The organism is Shouchella clausii (assembly GCF_002250115.1).
Lineage (GTDB): Bacteria > Bacillota > Bacilli > Bacillales > Bacillaceae_D > Shouchella > Shouchella clausii.
This window is the reverse complement of record NZ_CP019985.1, coordinates 3,776,282-3,796,876: the sequence shown is the minus strand read 5'-3', so window position 1 is coordinate 3,796,876 and position 20,595 is coordinate 3,776,282. Positions and strand designations below refer to the sequence as shown.

Sequence of the window (20,595 nt, the reverse complement as noted above, 5' to 3'; positions counted from 1 at the left end):
GCACCAATCCAAATTCACGACATACGTTGGAATAAACGGCATTGCAAACGAGGTGGTTAGATGGTGGAAGTGTACCGCCATATCCATGAACTCATAGGTTCAACACCCATGCTTGAACTGACGGCCTTTCCGCTCCCGCGCCGTGTGCGTTTATTTGCGAAATTGGAGTATACAAACCCTGGAGGAAGCATTAAAGACCGTTTAGGCGTCAAACTCCTCAAGGAAGCAATCGCCACCGGGAAAATTACACCGAAGGGGACATTAATTGAGCCAACGGCTGGAAATACAGGGATTGCCCTTGCGCTCGCAGCTATTGGCACGGATGTAAAGGTCATTTGTGTCGTGCCAAAGGCATTTAGCGTCGAAAAGCAGCAGCTGATGCGCGCACTCGGAGCTGTTATTGTCCATACACCGAGTGAATGTGGGATGAAGGGGGCAATCGCAAAAGCAAAAGCGTTAGAACAAGAGCTTGATGATGCTTATTGTCCGCAGCAGTTCAGCAATAAAGCGAATCCACTCACTTATTATGAGACGCTTGGACCAGAAATGGTTCACCAGCTTGACGGAAAAATTGATGTTTTTGTGGCAGGCGCTGGAACAGGGGGGACGTTTTCAGGAACAGCCGCTTATTTAAAAGAAGTGATTCCAGGCATTCGAACTGTTGTGGTAGAACCAGAGGGTTCGATTTTAAATGGCGGGGAGCCAGGGCCGCACCGGACTGAGGGGATTGGGATGGAATTCATCCCAGACTTTGTAGACACGTCTTTATTTGAAGCCATTTATACGATTTCAGACAACCAAGCGTTTAAGCGGACACGCGAACTTGCTGAACATCAAGGTGTGCTTGTCGGCAGTTCTTCAGGTGCTGCTCTTGAAGCTGCCTTGCGAGAGGCTGAAATGGCCGACGAAGGTGCCCACATCGTCACTGTCTTTCCTGACGGGGCGGAACGGTATTTGAGCAAAGGCATTTATGAGGAGGAACCTTTGTGAGGAAAAAGACACAGCTTATCCATGGTGGCATTGGAATGGATGCTGAAACAGGCGCAGTCACGCCACCGATCCATCCAGCCAGCACATTTAAACAAAAAGGAATTGGCAACTTTCAATATGAGTATGGGCGAACGGGCAACCCGACGCGCCATGCGCTTGAGTCTTTGCTTGCTGATATAGAAAGCGGGACCCATGGGTTTGCCTTTGCCTCAGGATTGGCTGCGATCACCGCAGTGATGAAGCTTTTTTCATCAGGTGATCATATCATTGTAACCGATGATGTGTATGGCGGAACATACCGGCTATTTACAAAGATTTTGCAAAGGGAAGGGATTGAAGCCACTTTTGTCGATACGGAGGATCAAACGGCCGTCGCAAGGGCAAAAACAAGCAAAACGAAAGCGATTTTTATTGAAACGCCAACAAATCCATTGCTGAAAGTAACGGATATACGGAAACTGGCCAGCTATGCTCAAGCAGAAGAATTGCTTCTTATTGTTGATAATACGTTTGCCACTCCTTATTGGCAAAATCCTCTTGTATTAGGAGCGGATATCGTCGTCCACAGCGCTACGAAATATTTAGGCGGCCATAGTGACGTTGTTGCAGGAGCGGTAGTTGTTAAAGACGAAAAACTAGCTGAAACGCTCGCTTTTATTCAAAATGCGACAGGCGCTGTTCTTGGCCCAACTGACAGTTGGCTATTGATGCGGGGCATCAAAACGCTCGGTGTAAGAATGGAAGAAATCGAAACGAATGCCCGTATGCTCGTGAAATTTTTGCTTGGCCATCCAAATGTCAGCCGGATTTACTATCCAGGTTTAGTTGAACATCCTGGCCATGCGACGCATGCTTTGCAAGCGAGAGGGTTTGGCGGCATTCTTTCCTTTGAGGCTGCGAGTGAAGAAATTGCTGACAATGTGTTAAACAAAACGATCTATTTTACTTTAGCAGAGAGTCTCGGAGCGGTCGAAAGCCTGATTTCATTGCCAGCTAAAATGACCCATGCTTCAATCCCAGAAGACAGGCGGCGTGCCCTTGGCATTACAAATACACTCGTTCGTTTGTCTGTTGGTTTAGAAGACTTTGAAGATCTGGCCGAAGATTTGGAAATAGGGCTTACGGTGTTTTAAACACGTGCGATACGCGCGTGTTTTTTTATGTAACTAGGACGATTGTCACGTTTTAAGGAAGCAAAGATGATAGGAATGACAATATGTTTTTAGGATAACAGTGGAAGACAAGGGGCTAGTGTTCGTAATCGGAGTCGATCTGTGATGAGCAAATGGAAGCAATTTCAAAAAAAACAGTTGAAAATGAGAATCGTTATCAATATAATGGGAATAGAGAAGATGAGGAGGGATTCAATGTTTTTTTTTGCAAACGAAAACGCTCATTGTCGAAGAAGGACATGGAGACAAGATGGTCGAAAAATTCGCTGCTGACGGAATCATTGAAGAGCAGCCAGGGTTTATTGATTTACAAGTAATGAAACAAAAACCACGAAAAGGCCAAGAAGAAATTTTAGTGCTGATTCGCTGGGATTCAGAAGAGTCGTGGAAGGCTTGGGAAAAAAGTGATGCCCATCTGGCTGGCCATCGTGCCAATCGTGGCAAGCCTAAACCTTCATTTATCATTGATTCCAACCAAAAAGTATACAACCACTTAGCTGGCAAATCGTCTCGCAAACCTGTTAAACATGAAAGCTAATGGGCTACTGGTACGTTAAAAAAGAGGCGATGAACTGGTTGCTGTACATGTATAACGGGGAAACCCGTTTCAAACTGTAGACAAACGCTCGCATACTTCGTCGTTTGACAAGCGTTTTCTATCAGTCTGAGGGAGGTTATCGACTTTGTCGACAACCTCTAACGGGGAAACCCGTTTTTTTTCAACTCAATTGAGAATAAATCTCAGTGGATTTCCAGAAGGGATGAAAACATGGCTCCATCAACGAAACATATTGCCGAAAGTGCGTCATTTCAAGCGTTTGTAAACAGCTTTATTCGTGAGACGGGGACAGGGTGCATGAAGGCATTAACAAGCGTAGATGAAGTCGAATTACAACAAAAGATGCACGGCCCTTTCATCATGGAACTACATTTGCCAAAGCAGAAAACAACGTTATGGATCGATGTGCTTTACAGATCCCTTGTCGGTCGCCACACGTTTGGGGATGTTTTTCAAGTTAAGCAAAGAGGAAAGTGGCACCAAGAAGAGCCTTTTTCAGCTATGCTTTTGCTTATACAAGAGTTGCATGCACAAGCAAAAGCAACTCCGGAAATGCGAAGCTCTTGTATTGAAGAATGCTTGTTGCGCATGATTGATAGTCTTCAAACGATGCACTCCTATATCGATGTGCGTCAAAAAGACGGGGAAAACCTATACGAATGTAAACAAGATTTTATTGATTCGGAACAGTCGCTTTTATATGGCCATTGGCTCCATCCAACACCGAAAAGTAGGCAAGGTATGGCTTACTGGCAACATTCACTATATGCGCCTGAGCTAAAAGGACGGTTTCAGCTCCATTATTTTCTTGTCCACCATGACCTTGTTGAACACGGCTCGTTGTTTGAGAGCAGCGCCTGTGAATTGGTGGCACAAGACGTTGGCACTCCGACATTTCAAAATAAAGGCAATCAAAATTGGGTTGTCTTTCCGATGCATCCGCTCCAAGCCCAATACTTGCTAAAGCAAACTTCTGTTCTAAAGGCAATGGAGCAAGGGTTGATAAAAGACATAGGACAAGCGGGAAAGCTTTTTAGCGCAACCTCTTCGATACGAACGGTTACAAGTGGATCAGGAAAATGGATGTATAAGTTTTCGATTCCCGTAAAAGTCACCAACTCACTCAGATTGAACCGGCGTCATGAGCTTCAGGCAGGAATGTTGGTAGCAACGTTGCTCCGCCACTCGAAGACGCTCCGGATAAATAAGGGATTTCACATGATCAGGGATCCAGCTTATATGACGGTACGCTTGCCTGGAATAAAAGAAAGCGGGTTTGAAACGATCATTCGTGAAAATCCTTTTCAAGATGGCGGCGCCGGCGTCACTTCTATTGCTGCTCTTACTCAAGATCCATTACCTGGCTACCATTCAAAGCTTGCGAGCTTAATAAAAAAGATCGCGGTACGCGAATGCCTACCAGTTTCCACAGTTAGCCTTCATTGGTTTAAACATTATATTGATGTGGCTGTTCAGCCACTTATCCATTTGTATGATGAACTTGGTTTGGCACTTGAAGCACACCAACAAAATAGCCTACTCAACATTTATAACGGCTACCCGAGCGCTTTTTATTATCGCGACAATCAAGGCTATTACTTGGCAAATTCTTATAAAGACGTTCTGTTGGCAAAAGAGCCTAAATTAAAGGAAGCCGAAGGACTGTTTTACAACGATGCCCTCATTGACGACCGATTTGCTTATTATTTGATCTTGAACCAAGTGTTTTCGCTAATCTGCCGTTTTGGTGTTGACGGTCTCCAGGAAGAAGCCGTTTTACTTGAAGTGTTGCGTTCAGCGCTTGCTGAAATGGAGGTTACTTTAGTAGGAGCAGGCAAGCGCTTTGTGGAAGGGTTACTTCGAAACGAACAGCTTGCTTGCAAAGCAAATTTACTGACGCGCTTCCACGATGTCGATGAATTAGCCGAAGAGTTAGAACAAGCAGTCTATACCTCAATTAAAAACCCGTTTAAAAGCACGGGCAAAAAGGAAGGTGTCGCCTATGCACATGCAGGCAGCCCCACGTTCTAAGGCGGCATCGCGTGTACGACGCCAATTGATGGAAGCAATTCTATTTGAAAGGTTGCTGGACATTAAGGAAACAAATAAAAACAATGGCGATACGGTATTTACCGTGTACGGTCGTTCGTATTTGTTCCGATGCACAGGAAAGCGGTCTGCTTTTGGACGGATCCGGTTGCAGCAAGGGCCGTACCGACTCATAGGCGAACGCCAGGTGCGACTGGCGAAGATAGAGGAAATCGTCAATGAACTGACTGCCGAAGAAATGAGAAAACAAGCGTTAATGGAAGAACTCTTTCAAACAATAAAGCTAAGTGATTGGAATGAAATGAAGCTTAGAAAGACATTATCGAGAAGGGGATTGGCTTGTGAGCAATTGGAAGCAGCGCTAATCGAAGGCCATCCCTACCATCCTTGTTTTAAAGCACGGAAAGGATTTTCATTTGACGACCATTATCGTTATGGGCCAGAAGCAAAACAATCATTTCAGCTTGTCTGGCTTGGCGTCCGCAAACAAGATGCGATTGTCCATTATCCTCAGGAAGCAGGTTGCTTTTTGCAGCAGGAATTAGGCACTTCTGTCTGGCAAGCGCTCGTAAAAGCATTAGCTGAAGCGGGCGGCCAACTTAGTGAATACGAGTTTGTCCCTGTTCATCCGTGGCAATGGCAAGCGCTTAATGAACATTTGCTTCAACAAGCGATCAAAAGGAGGGACGTGTTGTACTTAGGCCAATTTGGCGATACATATTGTGCGACTCAATCTCTAAGAACCGTCATGAATGTCAAGCATGGAACGAAAGCACAATTAAAATTGCCGCTAAATGTCGTCAATACCTCTTCAGTTCGCACAATCCCGCCTCATTTGATTGCTGCGGCTCCAGCCATTTCTGTGTGGCTACAACGCATCATTGACAGTGACCCGTTTTTAAAAGACGAAATCGGCGTTGAGCGCCTAGCGGAGTATGCAGGGGTGGCATACGAACCTAAAGGCAAACAATGGAACAAAGCGATCCTCGGCCAGATCGGTTGTATTTGGCGCGAAAGCGTGTCCTCCAAACTGAGGCCAGGGGAGCAGGCGATTCCAATGAACGCCTTACCATTGCTAGAAGAAGACGGCGCGTTGTTTATCGCCCCTTTTTTAGAGCGGTTTGGGATAGAGGCGTGGCTTATGCAGTTGTTCAGAATAAGCGTAATCCCTGTCATCCATTTCCTAGCTGAACATGGAATCGCCCTCGAAGCACATGGGCAAAACGTCATCCTTGTGACTGAAAAGGGGTGGCCAAAACGCGTGATTTTGCGCGACTTTCATGAAAGTATCGAATACAAAGAGAGTTTTGTAAAAAATCGTGCTTGGATTCCGCAATTTTCCACATTGCATCAAGCATTTCAATCAGGCAAAACCGACGAGTTTTATTGGATGTCTTCCCTTGAAGCACTAAGGGAACTAGTGATGGATACAGTTTTTGTTTATCAGCTCACAGAACTATCGTGGCAACTGGAACAACATTTCCACTTCAGCGAGAAGCAATTTTGGGCATTGGTCGACTGCGTCATCCGTGATTACGCTGCTAGGGAACTCGTACCGCCAGAGCGTTTGCAAGCTTTACGGTTAGCTGCTCCTGTTATCGCTACAGAGTCACTGCTAACGAGCAAGGTGACAGGGAAGGAGAACTGTCGCCATTTGGTCAACAATGAACTTGGGAGGGAAAGCCGTTCATGTTAGCTGTAAATGATAGCACCTACACAAAAGATGATTTGAAGCAGTACGAACGACAGTTTGCTAAGCACTCGATCTGGAAAACAGCCGAAAAATGGCGGATTGCTGTCTGCCCACAAGAAATTGAAAAATGGATTGCGCTCCTGTTATACGTCAAAAAAAGAGGCGGCAGTTTAGTACCGATCCACCCAAGTACGCCTCTTGCTGCAGCGAAGAAAATTGCCGCGCAAGCTCGTTGTTCTTACTTATTCTTTCATTCGTTTGAAGCTCCATTGACGCTCTCAAACCCGGTCAATCCCTTTCCTCCAGGGCTTGTCCAGTTTAGTTCAGGCACGACCGGGGTACCAAAACAATTGGAGCGCAGTTGGTCATCGATTGATGAGGAGCTAGGCGCTTACGCCGAGCGTATGGCTCGTGTGGACGTCAATACGGTCGTGGTTGCCTGTCCAGTCACCCATTCCTATGGACTCATTAGTGGGGTGTTAGCCGGACTGTCCCAGGATAAGGATGTAGTTGTGTTAACAGCGCAAAACCCAAAATATATACTTAAAAAACTAACCGATTATCCAAACCATTTGTTGTATGGTGCCCCGCCACTTCTGTACGCATTGGCAAAGCTAAGCAATGGGAAAACGCTTCAGTCCGTCATGACCTCGGGAACACGCTTGCCAGAGGAATGGTTTCACTTAATCCAATCAAACAGCCAAATGCTGCTGCAACAATATGGTTGCTCGGAAGCTGGCTGTATTAGCATTGCTATGCCACTTCGTTTTTCTGAAGAATTGGGCGTGCCCCTTCGCCATGTACAGGCAAAAGCAGGGACGGCGAGAGACAATCCTAGCGAGATTCAAGTCACCATTGGCAGCCGCACAATCAACACAGGCGATCTTGGCTACATCGATCAAGATGGAACTCTTTGCTTTCGGGAACGACTGGACGACATGATTAATGTCGCGGGATTGAATGTTTACCCCCACGAAGTCGAACACGTATTGCGCGAACATCCTAGCGTAGAAGATGCCGTCGTCTATAAAAAGGCAGATTCCTATGCAGGAGAGCGTGTTTGCGCGCAAGTGTCTGCTAGGACAGAAACGCCATCCCTTCATGAATTGCGGAGCTTTTGCATAAGTAGGCTAGCGCCCCATCAAGTTCCACATGAAATCACCATCGTTGAAGAGATTGCAAAAAACGCGAACGGAAAAATAAGCCGCGTAAAGTTAGGAGAAGCAAAAGGATGACGAAAAAGGAAGCTATGGATGCGATTTACACGATTTTAGATCATGAATTAAAAGTGCCAACGCTTGAACAGTTTCATCAAGACGCGCGAATGAACGAAGATCTGGCGCTTGACTCCATTATGATTTTGCAGCTTTTGCTTGAATTAGAGATGAAATATGGCGTTGCCATCCCAGATGAGCACATTGATATAAAAGCATTTTACACAGTCGGCGCATTGGCTGCGTTTGTTGCCGACAAACAGGAAGAGCCGCTTTATGATTAAAGTCCACTGTTTTGTCAGTTGCATATGTGAAGTTCTTAAAAAAAGAGGCGTTGACCATCGTCCTTATTATTTTGGTGTGTGGGATGCTGATTTTGTTATCAACGATTCGTATGCTTTAGCTTATCATTCCGAAAAAATCGACCATTCCTTTTTGAAAAACTGGTATCGTCATTTGTACGGAATCGACATGCACGAGTGGTATAAAAAGGAGCAAACGAAAGAGGCCAATATCGCCACGCTTGAAACGTTGCTTGAAACGAGGCCTCCTTTTCGCAACGTGATGGTGATGCTTGATTTGGCGCTTTTGCCAGAACGGGAAAATAAATTCCACCAAAAACCGTTCCCCCACTATGTGTTGTTAGAGAAAACAGACACGGAAAGCCAATGGCTTATGCTCGATCCCGACTACCGTTGGGAAGGCGTCGTAGAAAAAGAGCGGATTTTAGAGGCGATCCGTTCCCCTGACGTAGGCGGTGGCTTTTATTTTGATGCGAAACGAATCCATCATCCGACGCCAGAAACAGTCGAGGCCTATTTCCAAACATGCATGAAGTTGCATTCGAATCCCCTTACTGAAGGGGTACGAACGATTGTTGAAGCCTATGTGAATGGAAGTGAAAAGGCGCGTTTTTCAGCGCTTGACGTAGCTTTAAAACAGTTGCCTGTGCTGGCGATCCGCAAATATGCGTATGAACATGCGTTTGCTTACTTTTGGAAGGAGCTTGGCTTTAAGGAAGCTGAGTTTGAAGAGTGGTGCGATGAAATCGAGAAATTGGCGAAAGGCTATACGACGATTCATTACCGGGCAATGAAGCTTTCTCGAACCAAACATGAGCAGGACTACCAAGCGGTGCTTGCACAACTGGAAAAACAAGATCTACGGGAAAGGCGAATCAAACACAGTCTATACGATTATTTTAGGGAATGGAAACCATTACAAGAAAAGACTAGGGGGGTGAACGCATGAATGTGTCGATTTGTACCATTTCTTTTCGCCATGCATTAGTGTCGATCGACCAGCTTGCCGATTGGGCGAAGGCGCACCATGTCGATGGAATTGAATTGTGGGCCCCTCATGCCCGCCACTTGCTTGCCACTCCATCCTACAATGGCGACTGGCTTAAAAAACATGGCCTTATCGTACCAATGGTAAGCGATTACTTTCCACTTTATGAGGAATGGAATACATTAATAGAGGCTGCTAAACAGGCATCGCTTCTATTGACGAGATGGAATACGAACCACATCCGCACATTTGCCGGTACAAAGGGAAGCAAGGAAACGACAAAAGCAGAACGAGCCTATCTTGTTAAACGATTAGCTTGTCTTTGTGACTACTTTTTCGACAAAGGTCACTATGTGTTGGTCGAAACGCATCCCCATACGTTATGTGATACAGTCCCGTCCACGCTGCAACTGGTGGCGGAAGTCGATCACCCAGGGTTAGCAATCAATTTTGATGTCCTTCATGTATGGGAAAGCGGAGCGGATGTAAACGGTGCGTTCAAACAATTACAGCCTCATATTCGCCATCTGCATGTAAAAAACATTCGCTCGCCAGAAGACTTAGATGTATTTGCACCGGAAAACGTCTATGCCGCTGCCGGGTCTAGAGAGGGAATGGCCCGGCTGTTTAATGGGTGCGTTGATTATGAATCTTTTCTGTCGGCCAATCAATTGGACGGCGTCAATGTATCGCTTGAATGGTTCGGGAACGATCCGTTTCACGTATTAGAACAAGACTTGCAGCAATTAATGAAATGGAAAACAGTCCCCATGTAGAGTGATACATTAGAAGAGCTGCTTTAACGGGCTGCAGTTCTCTTTTGGGCAAGGATCCATGGAACGGCGGCGCGCAAGTCCGGGAAGCGTGCGTCTGCTTGGAAATCATCCTCTGTGCGTGCGTGAACTAAGACCGTTTGACAGCCTGCCTTTTGGCCCGCGCGAATGTCTGGCTCGCGGTCGCCTACCATGACACTCGAAGGCAAGTCAACATGATGTTTTTCTGCTAGTTTTTCGAGTAAATAGGCTTTGGGTTTACGGCAAGGACATCCTTCATTAGGTTTATGGGGGCAATAAGCAATATCGTCGATTGTTGCCCTGTGCGCTTTTAAGTCGGCCTCCATTTTTTCATGGATACGCTCGAGCTTTTTTTCTTTCATGTAGCCAAGTCCAATGCCGCCTTGGTTGGTAACAACAAAGACGAGAAAGCCAGCTTTGTTAAAGAAGCGAATCGCTTCGGCCGCACCATCTAGCAAGTGGAAGTCGTTTGCATCGTTGACGAATTTGACACGCTTGGATAATACTTCGTTTATGACCCCATCACGGTCTAAAAAAACAGCTTGTTTCATGTTGATCCTCCCTTTTATGTTCCTAAATCCTCGGTGGTGCAAAAGTGTTGTTCCCATTTACGATGTGCATTTACAACGGGGAATATCCCCAGCTGGATCGTTCTTAAATGTGCTAAAGTTAAAGAAAAAAGGAGAGGGATAAACGTGGACATAGCAGGCAAAAACCGAGAGCAATGGTTGGAAGCTTACCCACTCTTACAACAGATTGTATCAACAAAGGAAGTGTGGTGGGCCAATCCGAACAGGCAGCCTGCAAGCGAAGGGCTAGCACGCCTTCCTTTAAAGGAAGAGGACGTAAAGAAAGCAGAACAGCGGTTGCGGCGCTTTGCCCCATACATAGCAAGCGTGTTTCCGGAAACGAAAGGGGCAGGGGGTTTGATCGAGTCGCCGCTTATCGACATTGCCACAATGAAGCACAAGCTTGAACAACGATTTGGCCAAAGCGTGCCAGGCCGGCTTTTGCTGAAAGGCGATCACGCGCTGCCTATTTCAGGGTCCATTAAAGCGCGGGGCGGTATTTATGAAGTGTTGAAACATGCGGAAAGCTTGTTAGTGGAACAACAAATTCTCACTAAACAAGACGATTATTCATTGATCGCCACTGACGCGACCCAATCGTTTTTTTCTTCTTATGCCATTGTTGTTGGATCAACAGGGAATTTAGGGTTGAGCATTGGCATCATTAGCGCAAAGCTAGGTTTTCGCGTGACGGTGCACATGTCAGCCGATGCAAAGCAATGGAAAAAGGACATGTTGCGAGAAAAAGGCGTACGTGTGGTCGAACATTCCGCCGATTACAGCAAGGCAGTCGAAGAAGGGAGGAAAGAATCAGACGCCGATCCGAACAGCTACTTTATCGATGACGAACATTCAATCGATCTATTTGTAGGGTACGCTGTTGCCGCATTCCGCTTAAAAGAACAATTGCAGGAAAAGGGAATTGCCGTCACAAAAGACCAACCACTCCATGTCTATCTTCCTTGTGGCGTTGGCGGAGGTCCTGGAGGGGTTGCTTTCGGCTTGAAGCTCGTTTTCGGCGACGCGATCCGCTGTTTTTTTGCGGAGCCTACCCATTCGCCATGTATGTTAATTGGTATGTTAACTGGAAAGCACCATCACGTCTCTGTCCAAGACTTTGGAATCGACAACCAAACAGCAGCCGACGGTCTTGCGGTAGGGAGGCCGTCTGGCTTTGTTGGCCGCATGATGGCTCCATTGCTTGAGGGCATCTATACAATCGCCGACTCGATGCTCTATACACTCCTCGCCGATCTCGCTGATGCAGAAGGCCTCTATTTGGAACCATCAGCAGTTGCGGGATTATACGGCCCTGTACAGCTTGAAAAGAGAGGGTTATATACCGGTGCAGCGACTCATCTTGTCTGGGCGACAGGAGGAAGCATGGTGCCTAAGGAGGTCATGGAAACCGATTACCAATTAGGTGTTAACTTACGGACTGAGCAGTAGATGCAATGGGCAAATACTCCCGTCAACGTTTAGAAAAAGCGTTCAAATTCACGTAAGCAAAACAGTACTGGTTTTCTCTCACCTATGCTACACTGGGCACTGGATAAAGAGAGAGGGAGTACAAAAACTATGAAATTCGTATCGTGGAATGTCAATGGCCTGCGCGCATGTGTAAAAAAAGGCTTTTTAGATTTTTTTCATCAAGTGGATGCAGACGTGTTTTGTTTACAAGAAACAAAGCTGCAAAAAGGGCAAATCTCGCTTGAGTTGCCTGGTTATGAACAATACTGGAACGATGCGGAGCGTAAAGGCTATTCAGGAACAGCGATTTTTACTAAACACTCTCCGCTGTCTGTCACATATGGAATCGGCGATCATTTTCCAGATAACGAAGGGCGCGTCATCACCCTTGAGTTTGAGACCTACTATGTCGTAACGATGTATACCCCTAATGCCAAACGGGACTTAAGCAGGCTGCCATACCGGCTCCAGTGGGAGAAAGCAGCTAGGGAATACTTGACTCTATTGGCGGCACAAAAACCAGTTGTTTTCTGTGGTGATCTCAATGTCGCACACCAGCCGATTGATGTTCGAAACGACCGAGCGAATATCGGCAATTCAGGTTTTACGGATGAAGAAAGAGCCGAGTTTGGCAAACTGCTCGAGGCAGGGTTTATTGATACATTTCGCCATTTTTACCCTGATGATGAGGATTCCTTTACATGGTGGTCGTACATGGCCAATGTCCGAGCCCGTAACATTGGCTGGCGCATTGATTATTTTCTTATTTCCAGGGCGTTGGTGCCTTATCTTGCCGACGCTTCTATTCATTCATCGGTTTTAGGCAGCGATCACTGTCCGATAGAACTACGCCTCGATTTGCAGCTAAATGAATAATTGGACTGTTTTAAAGCTAGTTGCTCGGTCTCGTCCAACTAGCTTTTTCGGTCTTCCTATCGATAGTGGAACGATACTTTTTTCAAGCAAGTGGCATTGCCGACAATGAAAAGACACTGGGCTAATTCACCACTTCTGCTTATGCAAGTCGGTCATTATGCGTTATAATAACGTGGAGAACCAGCGCTGTGGCCTGGAATTGAAAAAGGGAAAGAGAGTGGGTACCGATATGGGCCGTAAATGGAATAACATTAAAGAAAAAAAAGCTTCTAAAGACGCCAATACAAGCCGGATTTACGCCAAATTTGGCCGTGAAATTTATGTAGCTGCTAGACAAGGGGAGCCTGATCCTGAATTAAACCAAGTTTTAAAAGCAGTACTAGAACGGGCGAAGACGTACAATGTCCCGAAGTCAATCATTGACCGCGCCATTGAGAAGGCGAAAGGCGGCTCTGATGAAAGTTATGAGGAACGTCGTTATGAAGGGTTTGGGCCAAACGGGGCAATGGTGATTGTCGACGCCTTAACAAACAATGTCAACCGCACCGCGTCAGACGTTCGCGCTGCTTTTGGGAAAAATGGCGGAAACATGGGTGTCAGTGGTTCAGTCGCCTATATGTTTGACAGAGTAGCTGTGATCGGTTTTGAAGGCAAAACAGCCGATGAAGCACTAGAGATTTTAATGGACGCCGATGTTGACGCCAAAGACATCATTGAAGAAGATGACACGGTGATTGTTTACGCAGAACCAGACCAGTTTCATGCTGTCCAAGAAGCGTTCCGAAACGCCGGAATAGAGGAGTTTTCTGTTGCCGAATTTTCGATGATTGCCCACAACGAAGTGACGCTTTCAGAGGATGTGCAAGCACAGTTTGAAAAAATGATTGACGCAATTGAAGACTTGGAAGATGTACAACAAGTTTATCACAATGTTGACTTAGCTTAAGACACGAACAAGGCTAGCCATTGGTTTGCAGCTGTTTTTAACAGACGGGAACGAGGCTGGCCTCCATATCTTGTTATCAGGAAACACGTAGCGCATCGAAGCGTGTGAACCAACTAGCTTCAACAAACTATTTGCAGACGAACAAGATGTGCTCGTTTTGCTTGGCATAAGCAGGACTGCTCGAAATAGCGTGTCTGGCCAACGCGATTATTACCTAAGACAGAATTGGAGCGATGGACGATGCCGATGGCGATTGTTTTTGTGCTATGTGCTGCGATGTTATGGGGAACAACCGGGACAGCTCAAGCGTTTTTAACAGGCGCCCATCCGTTAGTAGTGGGGGCTGCGCGGCTATTGCTCGGGGGAATTAGTTTACTCATGTTTGCTATTTTGACTGGCAAATCGCTAAATATAAAGGGGTGGCCGAAATGGCCATTTTTTGTGAGTGTTGCGGCCATGGCTGCCTACCAACCGTTCTTTTTTACGGCTGTGTCAATGACTGGTGTTGCGGCGGGAACGGTTATCGCCATTGGGAGCGCACCAATAGTAGCAGGTTTGCTGGAATGGGCTTTTTTTAAGCGGATTCCAGGAAAGCGGTGGATGCAAGCAACTGCCATGGCAATCGCTGGCTGTGTGTTGCTAATGACCGCTGGCGATCAGTCCGTAGTTGTGACACCGATGGGGCTTTTGTTTGCTATAGGGGCAGGGCTTTCCTTTGCCGCTTATACATTAGCAAGCAAAGGGCTTGTAGCCAAAGGAGAGCCTGAAGTCGTCGTGGCATTCATATTTTCTTTTAGCGCGATCGTATTGTTGCCAACGTTCTTTTTATTTGAGGTCAGCTGGCTGCTTCAATGGCAAAATGGGCTTGTTGTTTTGCATTTAGGACTAATTGCGACTGGTTTGGCCTACATGCTATTCACAAAAGGACTAAAAGAAATTCCAGGCTCTCTTGCCGTAACGCTTGCATTAGCCGAACCGCTTACTGCGGCCCTTCTAGGAGTCAGCCTTGTTGGGGAGTCGCTCTCCTTTTACTCATGGGGCGGCATTGCGTTGCTGTTGCTTGGCCTTTTGCTCGCTTCCATTGCGCCCAAACAAACACGGGCAAAACGGAGTTTTTCGCAGTAGGCGACCAAAAAAAATAAGCAGGAGGGGGGCCTGCTTATGAACGGTGTTCCTTTGTTGTTGTTCCCACTTTCAACACATGCCATTTGCCACTATCGCTTAAACGGGCATGTACTTGTCGAGCCAATTCTTTTGCTGCCATCACATCAGTAAAAGCCTTGATGGGGCAATAGCGCTGGCTGTGAAGGACAGTTACCGAGCCGTCATGCAAACGAGCAAGGGTATACATATGGCCGACCTCCATTTGTTGTAGTGGATACAGTGTTAGTTTGCAGCAAATGGCGGTTTAAGGCAATCTTTATTGCAAAGACTTTATTCTTTTTTAATTGTTGTCACATAACGTGGGTCTTATTTCGTCCGGCAAAAGCCATGCCTTTCTTATTAAGCGAAAAAGTACGGTTTAATCAGGAAGGCCAAGGGCAATTTTTGCATAACGTGACATTCTATCTTTCGACCAGGGCGGACTCCAAACGATATTCACATCGACTTTTCCAATCTCCCCAAGTTCTTGTAATTCTGAAAGGGCACGCTTCACGTCCGCTTGAATCGTTCCCGCGAGTGGACAGCCCATGGTTGTCAGCGTCATTTCTACAGTCACGTTTAACTCATCGTCAAGTTCAATGCCATAAACGAGGCCGAGATTGACAATGTCAATACCAAGTTCAGGGTCAATCACTTCTTCTAACTGCGCCATTACCCGTTCTTTCGTTTCGTTTCTTTCTTCTTCTGTAGGCATAAGCTCACCTCCGCTAGATGTTTCCTTCTATTGTACAGACGGACAGAGAATGTTACCAGCAATCTGCTTATGGGCCTAGTCTGTCCAAATAATCTTTCTTTATTGACCACGAAAAACCAAAAAAGACAGCGCAAGACACGCGCTGTCTTCATCACATAGGCTAGTTTGTCTTTTTGCGACGTTTGGAGACAATGTACGCATAGGTGATGCTTGCCGCCATACCACCCCATAGAATAACCATACCAAGAATCATCATGACAATGGCGCTTCCACTCATTGTCCACCCTCCTTCTTATAAGCTTCCAATTTGCCTGGAGGCCATTTAATCAGGCTTAGTAAAAGACCAACAACGAGCGCCGCACCGGCAACGCCCCAACCTGAAACAGCTAAGAAAGAAAGGGGCATATCCTCATAAGGAGCGCGAATGTTATTAATTAACGCAAGAACAAAATTGGCGCCAAGGACGAGGGGAGTAATAAACATTAAGCTAAATTTCCACCATGAGCCAATACGGAAATCAGACACTTCATTCATATGTCCTTGCAAGAAATCGAGCTTGCGCAAAATCCAAGCAACGATAATGACAGAGACAAGGCCAGCAAATGCAATGCCGAACTGGTTAATGAAGTTATCGACGGCATCTAACACGTTAATGCCACCGCGAGTCGCATACAACAACGAAATGATTGCCGATAAACCGCCGCCAACGATAACCGATTTCGTTCGTGATACTTTGAATTTGTCTTGTACGCCAGCTATATATGTTTCTGTAATCGAAATCAACGACGTAATACCGGCCAATACGAGGCATCCGAAAAACAAGACGCCGAACAAGCCATTGAACCCCGGCATCGTATTAATGATTTCAGGAATCGCGATAAAGGCTAGACCAATGCCGCTCGTTGCCACTTCTGCCACAGGAACGCCAAGATTACCAGCCATAAAACCAAGCGTCGCAAAAATGCCGATGCCGGCAAGCAGCTCAAAGCTTCCGTTGCTAAAAGCAGTAATAAACGCACTATTGTTTAAATCTTCTTTCTTAGGCAAGTAGCTTGCATAAGTAATCATAATTGCAAAGCCAATTGAAAGGCTAAAGAAAATATGCCCATAGGCGGCAACCCAAACACCAGGTTGGGCTAACGCTTGCCAATCAGGTCGGAAAAAGACATCCAATCCATCAACAGCACCTTCTAATGTGAGGGCACGTACAACAATTGCTAAAAACATCACAACAAGTAAAGGAATAAAAATGCGGTTTGCCCATTCGATGCCTTTTTTTACACCAGCTAACATGATAACAAATACGCCTGCCCATACAATGATAAGCGGAATTAACACATTGCCATTCAATCCACCAAGCACACCCGCTTCAGTGGCTTCAAGGTAGTCCCCTAAAAAGAAACCTTGGGTGTCGCTGCCCCAACTTTGATTAAATGAAAACACCATATAGGACAGAGCCCAAGCGATAATTACCGAATAATATGTCGCCACCACAAAAGAAATCGCGACTTGCCACCAACCAAGCCATTCCGTCTTTTTATTGATGCGCGCAAATGAAAGCGGGGAAGATCCTCTAAATTTTTGGCCGATTGAAAATTCCATTAATAACAGCGGGATCCCTGCTGTAAGTATGGCAAACAAATATGCGAGAAAAAATGCGCCCCCTCCATTGTCATAAGCTACATAGGGAAAACGCCATATATTTCCCAACCCAATTGCGGATCCAATAGCCGCCATAATAAAGCCGGCTCTTGTTCCCCATTGTTCTCGAGCCAAGTGTACTCCTCCTTCTAAAAATGATGAAATGTTTAAAAAACATTCTTCTCCAAAAGTCTACCGCTTCTGACTTCATTTGAAAAGATATTTTCTGAAAAAAATCAAAATAAAAGGCTTTGATTTCCCAAATTATTAAGCAAATGGGGGAGGGTGGTGTCCGTTATGATCGGCTGTTGGTTTAGAGAATTAGTCTTTTGTCAGTCCATTTAGCTAACCTCCTCTATTTGTAATCGCTTTCATAACTATCGTGATTGAATAAAGCCTATATTCAATCATACTAACTGGCAATGACGTTTATGAAAGATGGAGTCGTTTTAGCATCATTTTTACCCAATTATAAATACCAAAGAATGGAATCGCGTTAGTGGCGAACCGATTCCTGTGTTTAAAACAGAGGAGCTGATGTAGAAATGCCCTTTTGTGTTAGTGCTTAACCGTTTGTAATCATCTTCATACTCTCCGGGCAATGATATAGAGGAGGCAGCTCAAACCTCGAAAATGAGGTAATATCAACATCTTGAGGTTTGAGTTTAGCTTGATGAATGGTTTAGATTGTCAGCACTGCTTTGCCAGTGAAGCGGCGTTCTATCAATTGATGAGCCACAGTGTTAATCTGATTCCAAGATTCTCTTATCTCGATCACTGTTTGTAATTTCCCTGCTGCGACCAAATGAGCAAGCATGGCAAGGTCTTGCTCAGGCGCATGATAGTTGATTTCTTCGCCTAGAAAAAAGCTATAAAGTGTTCTTCCTCCCAAACCTAGAATGTTCAGCGTTGTGTTTGGTGAGGAAGAATGGCCGAGGGAAACGCAAGTGCCTTGGGCAACCAATTGTGGGAGAAGGGCAGCAAGTGTATTCCCACCTACGGAGTCAATTATAAAATCGTACGGACCATTCGCACCAATGGCTTCGGTCACATCTTCTCCGACTAGGACTTCATTAGCACCAAAAGTCTCTACTAGTTTCGCTTTCGAATTGGAGCGGGCAACGCCAATCGAGTAAGCGCCAGACAAGGCAGCTAACTGATGAGTAAATAAACCGACCCCGCCGCTTGAACCTGTAATTAACACCCGCTTACCTAACAGAATCCTCCTTTACGAAGGGCGTATAGAGCAGATAGACCGGCAACAGGTAAGGTAGCAGCTTGTTCAAACGTAATTTCGGCGGGGATCTCGGCCAGAGCGCTTGTAGGAACTGCTACTTGTTCTGCCCAGGCCCCTGTAGGCACTAACCCGACTACACGGCTTCCTTTCTTAGGACCCGATCCGTTTAATGCTTCATGCAGCACGATCCCTGAAAAGTCCCAGCCTGGCCTGCTGTTCTCTTTGCGTTGTAATGCATCGACGACTTCACCGCGATTAAGCGAAAATGCTTTTACTTCTACAATAGCCTCCCATAGCTGTGGTTGTGGTGCTTTTGTTTCTTGAATAACAAATGATTCCTTATTGTTTGGAGTAGCAATAACGGCACGAATCATAAGTCATTACCTCCTTGTTTTGTCGTTTAGCAAACGGTATGCTGTGAAGTATACGCATGAGAATTTTGTAGTACAAGTGTAGAACTACACTTATTTCACTAGAAAGGAGCATACCGCATGAAGAGCTCGCATCAAGATAGCCGAAGCGTTGAATGGCAGCGCGTCCTGCATAAGATTGAACAGCTCCGCATTCAGCGGCAGCAACAAACGGCTTCTCGCCAGACGACAAAGCGTTTTACCCAGCAGGAATTAAATGACGAAGCTTATCGGTCGTATAAAAATTTGCTGGTGGGTCGTTCAAAACGTTTACCTGAACGTCAAATATTGTTGAATATCGCTGATTACTTGGAATGCACGAGCGAAGAACGTAACGATCTGCTTCTTTCCGCAGGCTATGTGCCGCTTCCACAGCCAATGGCAGGTCGACAATTGGAGCGGGCATTGGATCGAGCCAGATTGCTGATGCATCATTTGCCCTATCCAGCGATGATCGTGACCGATATGCTGGATATCGTTGGCTTTAATGACGCTTATCGTGAGCTATTTGACCTATCTGATTTCTCATTTGCAGCCGATGCCCTTAATATGATTGATCTTCATTTCAATGCTGAGTTACCGATTCGCGTCCATTCTACATTTGACGAGGAGTCGCAGGCTCGCTGGGAATCCCATGCGATTTATGGTATTCAAGCCTTTAAGAAACAGCATCCCGCTTTATTTGTCGATCCGAAGTATGATCGATTTCATAGAATGATGGATCAGTATGAGGAGATTCAAGCGTTTTGGAATAAAGAAGCATTGACGACAAAGGATGATTTAGAGACGGCCAAATATTTTCTTGTGCAACAACCTGCCTCAACAAAACGGAGACCAATACGCTACAATCAGCTGCACCTTGCTGTGACTGACCAGGCTTACCCGCGAATTGAGTTCTTTGTACCTGCAGATGAAGCAGCCCGTCATGTGTTTGCAGCAATGGGATGTGCTGTCGATTGTTTATAAAAAAGCGGCTAGTAAAAAACCAACTTGAGCATAAAAGAGGATTGGACCAAATAAATATATCTATTAAAAATGCCAAAAACATAGTAAATAAACGATCAAAAATCTGGTTAGGGGATAGCCCTATTGAGAGAAGTAGAGAAGACGGCCAAAAGATTTATCAAACTGGATACCTTAAGCATCGAGGCGTTAATTTTACTATCAGGTCTACTGAAAGATCGAAAATGCAGGATGCCGGATTCATTATTATTTGAAGAAAGATATGATATATTGTACAGAGACGGAGTATTAGGGACTAGAAAGGACAATTAAAATGATCACTATCTCATGTACAAAAAAATTATTTGAGCTATCACACTTTATTGAAGAACCAATTACAACAACGCCGAGTGATGAATTTTATCGTTGGCATGCCAACGTATTTCGCCTGGCAAGGAAAAACAACGTGATTTTTATGAATAATGAAACAAGATTTTGTTTCATTCTGTTTGGAGTCAAAAAAATCCATTTCCAAAATATTGATGAAGTCTTCACGCAAGCGTTAATAGAAAATCTCCGCTTTGAAAACCTTGAAGAAGAACTCATTAATAAGTATGTAGCGCATATCGATCAAATTACGTTTACAAAGACGTATAATCGTAGTGTTCTCGGATCTATGACGGATATGGTATTGATGACAAAATTTATGATAGAGGATTATTTGCCCTTGAGTGAAATGACAATTTTGCCATTAAACAAACAGTTAAACCGGACGCCGATTTTAAAGCTGAAAAACTATCCAGAACAACTGATGAAAGAGGCTCTTAGGAAATAAGCTCCGTAGATAGTAATGATATAGAATGAATGTATAGATAGTCATAAGAG

General features: G+C 45.3%; 22 protein-coding genes. 15 read left to right on the top strand and 7 right to left on the bottom strand.

Annotation, left to right across the window (positions count from 1 at the left end; all coding sequences use genetic code 11):
* Positions 1-60: 60 nt before the first annotated feature.
* The 9 genes from BC8716_RS18535 to BC8716_RS18495 all read left to right on the top strand — a co-directional run bounded on the left by BC8716_RS18535 (position 61) and on the right by BC8716_RS18495 (position 9,743).
* Positions 61-990: a PLP-dependent cysteine synthase family protein gene (locus tag BC8716_RS18535; protein ID WP_187427489.1), complete on the top strand. Its 930-nt coding sequence runs from the start codon at positions 61-63 to the stop codon at positions 988-990.
* Positions 987-2,123 (top strand): bifunctional cystathionine gamma-lyase/homocysteine desulfhydrase, encoded by a 1,137-nt coding sequence (locus BC8716_RS18530; RefSeq protein ID WP_094428112.1) that lies wholly within the window; start codon positions 987-989, stop codon positions 2,121-2,123. Before BC8716_RS18535 ends, BC8716_RS18530 begins: the two co-directional genes overlap by 4 nt.
* Positions 2,124-2,367: 244 nt before the next feature.
* Positions 2,368-2,700 carry an antibiotic biosynthesis monooxygenase family protein gene (locus tag BC8716_RS18525; protein WP_302466823.1) on the top strand — a complete coding sequence of 111 codons (333 nt, stop codon included), beginning with the start codon at positions 2,368-2,370 and terminating at the stop codon, positions 2,698-2,700.
* Positions 2,701-2,931: 231 nt separating this feature from the next.
* Positions 2,932-4,752, top strand: coding sequence for an IucA/IucC family protein (locus tag BC8716_RS18520; protein WP_094428108.1), 1,821 nt, complete (start codon positions 2,932-2,934; stop codon positions 4,750-4,752).
* Positions 4,724-6,466 carry an IucA/IucC family protein gene (locus BC8716_RS18515; RefSeq protein ID WP_094428106.1) on the top strand — a complete coding sequence of 581 codons (1,743 nt, stop codon included), beginning with the start codon at positions 4,724-4,726 and terminating at the stop codon, positions 6,464-6,466. The genes BC8716_RS18520 and BC8716_RS18515 overlap by 29 nt, the downstream gene beginning before the upstream one ends.
* A complete protein-coding gene (locus tag BC8716_RS18510) occupies positions 6,460-7,698 on the top strand; it encodes an AMP-binding protein (RefSeq protein WP_094428104.1) in 1,239 nt (412 codons plus the stop codon). The genes BC8716_RS18515 and BC8716_RS18510 overlap by 7 nt, the downstream gene beginning before the upstream one ends.
* Positions 7,695-7,961, top strand: coding sequence for a petrobactin biosynthesis protein AsbD (gene asbD / locus BC8716_RS18505; protein WP_094428102.1), 267 nt, complete (start codon positions 7,695-7,697; stop codon positions 7,959-7,961). The genes BC8716_RS18510 and asbD overlap by 4 nt, the downstream gene beginning before the upstream one ends.
* Positions 7,954-8,928, top strand: a complete 975-nt coding sequence (locus BC8716_RS18500; protein WP_169715967.1) for a DUF6005 family protein — start codon at positions 7,954-7,956, stop codon at positions 8,926-8,928. The genes asbD and BC8716_RS18500 overlap by 8 nt, the downstream gene beginning before the upstream one ends.
* Complete coding sequence (locus BC8716_RS18495) at positions 8,925-9,743, top strand: sugar phosphate isomerase/epimerase family protein (protein ID WP_094428099.1); 819 nt, start codon at positions 8,925-8,927, stop codon at positions 9,741-9,743. The genes BC8716_RS18500 and BC8716_RS18495 overlap by 4 nt, the downstream gene beginning before the upstream one ends.
* A gap of 23 nt (positions 9,744-9,766) precedes the next feature.
* On the opposite strand, the gene BC8716_RS18490 is transcribed toward BC8716_RS18495, so the two are convergent.
* Positions 9,767-10,312 (bottom strand): D-glycero-alpha-D-manno-heptose-1,7-bisphosphate 7-phosphatase, encoded by a 546-nt coding sequence (locus tag BC8716_RS18490; RefSeq protein WP_094428097.1) that lies wholly within the window; start codon positions 10,310-10,312, stop codon positions 9,767-9,769.
* A 144-nt stretch (positions 10,313-10,456) separates the two neighbouring features.
* Between BC8716_RS18490 and dsdA the strand changes: the two genes are divergently transcribed.
* The 4 genes from dsdA (at position 10,457) to BC8716_RS18470 (ending at position 14,747) form a co-directional block, all read left to right on the top strand.
* Positions 10,457-11,779, top strand: a complete 1,323-nt coding sequence (gene dsdA / locus BC8716_RS18485) for a D-serine ammonia-lyase (protein ID WP_094428095.1) — start codon at positions 10,457-10,459, stop codon at positions 11,777-11,779.
* Between the two features lie 129 nt (positions 11,780-11,908).
* Positions 11,909-12,676, top strand: a complete 768-nt coding sequence (locus BC8716_RS18480) for an exodeoxyribonuclease III (protein WP_094428093.1) — start codon at positions 11,909-11,911, stop codon at positions 12,674-12,676.
* Between the two features lie 229 nt (positions 12,677-12,905).
* Positions 12,906-13,622 (top strand): YebC/PmpR family DNA-binding transcriptional regulator, encoded by a 717-nt coding sequence (locus tag BC8716_RS18475; protein WP_094428091.1) that lies wholly within the window; start codon positions 12,906-12,908, stop codon positions 13,620-13,622.
* Positions 13,623-13,862: 240 nt separating this feature from the next.
* Positions 13,863-14,747, top strand: coding sequence for a DMT family transporter (locus BC8716_RS18470; RefSeq protein ID WP_094428090.1), 885 nt, complete (start codon positions 13,863-13,865; stop codon positions 14,745-14,747).
* Positions 14,748-14,781: 34 nt separating this feature from the next.
* Here BC8716_RS18470 and BC8716_RS18465 read toward each other — a convergent pair whose 3' ends face one another.
* The 6 genes from BC8716_RS18465 to BC8716_RS22855 all read right to left on the bottom strand — a co-directional run bounded on the left by BC8716_RS18465 (position 14,782) and on the right by BC8716_RS22855 (position 18,732).
* Positions 14,782-14,973, bottom strand: a complete 192-nt coding sequence (locus BC8716_RS18465; RefSeq protein WP_094428088.1) for a hypothetical protein — start codon at positions 14,971-14,973, stop codon at positions 14,782-14,784.
* Positions 14,974-15,144: 171 nt separating this feature from the next.
* Complete coding sequence (locus tag BC8716_RS18460; protein WP_094428086.1) at positions 15,145-15,480, bottom strand: metal-sulfur cluster assembly factor; 336 nt, start codon at positions 15,478-15,480, stop codon at positions 15,145-15,147.
* 160 nt (positions 15,481-15,640) lie between these two features.
* Entirely contained in the window at positions 15,641-15,757 is a 117-nt protein-coding gene (locus BC8716_RS18455) for a methionine/alanine import family NSS transporter small subunit (RefSeq protein ID WP_094428084.1), read from the bottom strand.
* Positions 15,754-17,256 (bottom strand): sodium-dependent transporter, encoded by a 1,503-nt coding sequence (locus BC8716_RS18450; protein WP_094428082.1) that lies wholly within the window; start codon positions 17,254-17,256, stop codon positions 15,754-15,756. The genes BC8716_RS18455 and BC8716_RS18450 overlap by 4 nt, the downstream gene beginning before the upstream one ends.
* Before the next feature lie 547 nt (positions 17,257-17,803).
* Complete coding sequence (locus tag BC8716_RS22860) at positions 17,804-18,325, bottom strand: zinc-binding dehydrogenase (RefSeq protein WP_257251505.1); 522 nt, start codon at positions 18,323-18,325, stop codon at positions 17,804-17,806.
* 8 nt (positions 18,326-18,333) lie between these two features.
* Positions 18,334-18,732, bottom strand: a complete 399-nt coding sequence (locus BC8716_RS22855; RefSeq protein ID WP_257251504.1) for an MDR/zinc-dependent alcohol dehydrogenase-like family protein — start codon at positions 18,730-18,732, stop codon at positions 18,334-18,336.
* Between the two features lie 117 nt (positions 18,733-18,849).
* Here BC8716_RS22855 and BC8716_RS18440 point away from each other — a divergent pair, with 117 nt between their 5' ends.
* Positions 18,850-19,734: an MmyB family transcriptional regulator gene (locus BC8716_RS18440; protein WP_094428080.1), complete on the top strand. Its 885-nt coding sequence runs from the start codon at positions 18,850-18,852 to the stop codon at positions 19,732-19,734.
* Between the two features lie 310 nt (positions 19,735-20,044).
* Positions 20,045-20,545, top strand: a complete 501-nt coding sequence (locus BC8716_RS18430; protein WP_094428076.1) for a DUF6933 domain-containing protein — start codon at positions 20,045-20,047, stop codon at positions 20,543-20,545.
* The last annotated feature ends 50 nt before the right edge of the window (positions 20,546-20,595 follow it).

Excerpts from the sequence above, each read along its gene's own strand:
- BC8716_RS18535 (WP_187427489.1), top strand. The coding sequence starts at position 61 with ATGGTGGAAGTGTACCGCCATATCCATGAACTCATAGGTTCAACACCC.
- BC8716_RS18520 (WP_094428108.1), top strand. The coding sequence starts at position 2,932 with ATGGCTCCATCAACGAAACATATTGCCGAAAGTGCGTCATTTCAAGCG.
- BC8716_RS18515 (WP_094428106.1), top strand. The coding sequence starts at position 4,724 with ATGCACATGCAGGCAGCCCCACGTTCTAAGGCGGCATCGCGTGTACGA.
- BC8716_RS18510 (WP_094428104.1), top strand. The coding sequence starts at position 6,460 with ATGTTAGCTGTAAATGATAGCACCTACACAAAAGATGATTTGAAGCAG.
- asbD (WP_094428102.1), top strand. The coding sequence starts at position 7,695 with ATGACGAAAAAGGAAGCTATGGATGCGATTTACACGATTTTAGATCAT.
- BC8716_RS18500 (WP_169715967.1), top strand. The coding sequence starts at position 7,954 with ATGATTAAAGTCCACTGTTTTGTCAGTTGCATATGTGAAGTTCTTAAA.
- BC8716_RS18495 (WP_094428099.1), top strand. The coding sequence starts at position 8,925 with ATGAATGTGTCGATTTGTACCATTTCTTTTCGCCATGCATTAGTGTCG.
- BC8716_RS18490 (WP_094428097.1), bottom strand. The coding sequence starts at position 10,312 with ATGAAACAAGCTGTTTTTTTAGACCGTGATGGGGTCATAAACGAAGTA.
- BC8716_RS18480 (WP_094428093.1), top strand. The coding sequence starts at position 11,909 with ATGAAATTCGTATCGTGGAATGTCAATGGCCTGCGCGCATGTGTAAAA.
- BC8716_RS18475 (WP_094428091.1), top strand. The coding sequence starts at position 12,906 with ATGGGCCGTAAATGGAATAACATTAAAGAAAAAAAAGCTTCTAAAGAC.
- BC8716_RS18470 (WP_094428090.1), top strand. The coding sequence starts at position 13,863 with ATGCCGATGGCGATTGTTTTTGTGCTATGTGCTGCGATGTTATGGGGA.
- BC8716_RS18465 (WP_094428088.1), bottom strand. The coding sequence starts at position 14,973 with ATGTATACCCTTGCTCGTTTGCATGACGGCTCGGTAACTGTCCTTCAC.
- BC8716_RS18460 (WP_094428086.1), bottom strand. The coding sequence starts at position 15,480 with ATGCCTACAGAAGAAGAAAGAAACGAAACGAAAGAACGGGTAATGGCG.
- BC8716_RS18455 (WP_094428084.1), bottom strand. The coding sequence starts at position 15,757 with ATGAGTGGAAGCGCCATTGTCATGATGATTCTTGGTATGGTTATTCTA.
- BC8716_RS22855 (WP_257251504.1), bottom strand. The coding sequence starts at position 18,732 with ATGATTCGTGCCGTTATTGCTACTCCAAACAATAAGGAATCATTTGTT.
- BC8716_RS18440 (WP_094428080.1), top strand. The coding sequence starts at position 18,850 with ATGAAGAGCTCGCATCAAGATAGCCGAAGCGTTGAATGGCAGCGCGTC.
- BC8716_RS18430 (WP_094428076.1), top strand. The coding sequence starts at position 20,045 with ATGATCACTATCTCATGTACAAAAAAATTATTTGAGCTATCACACTTT.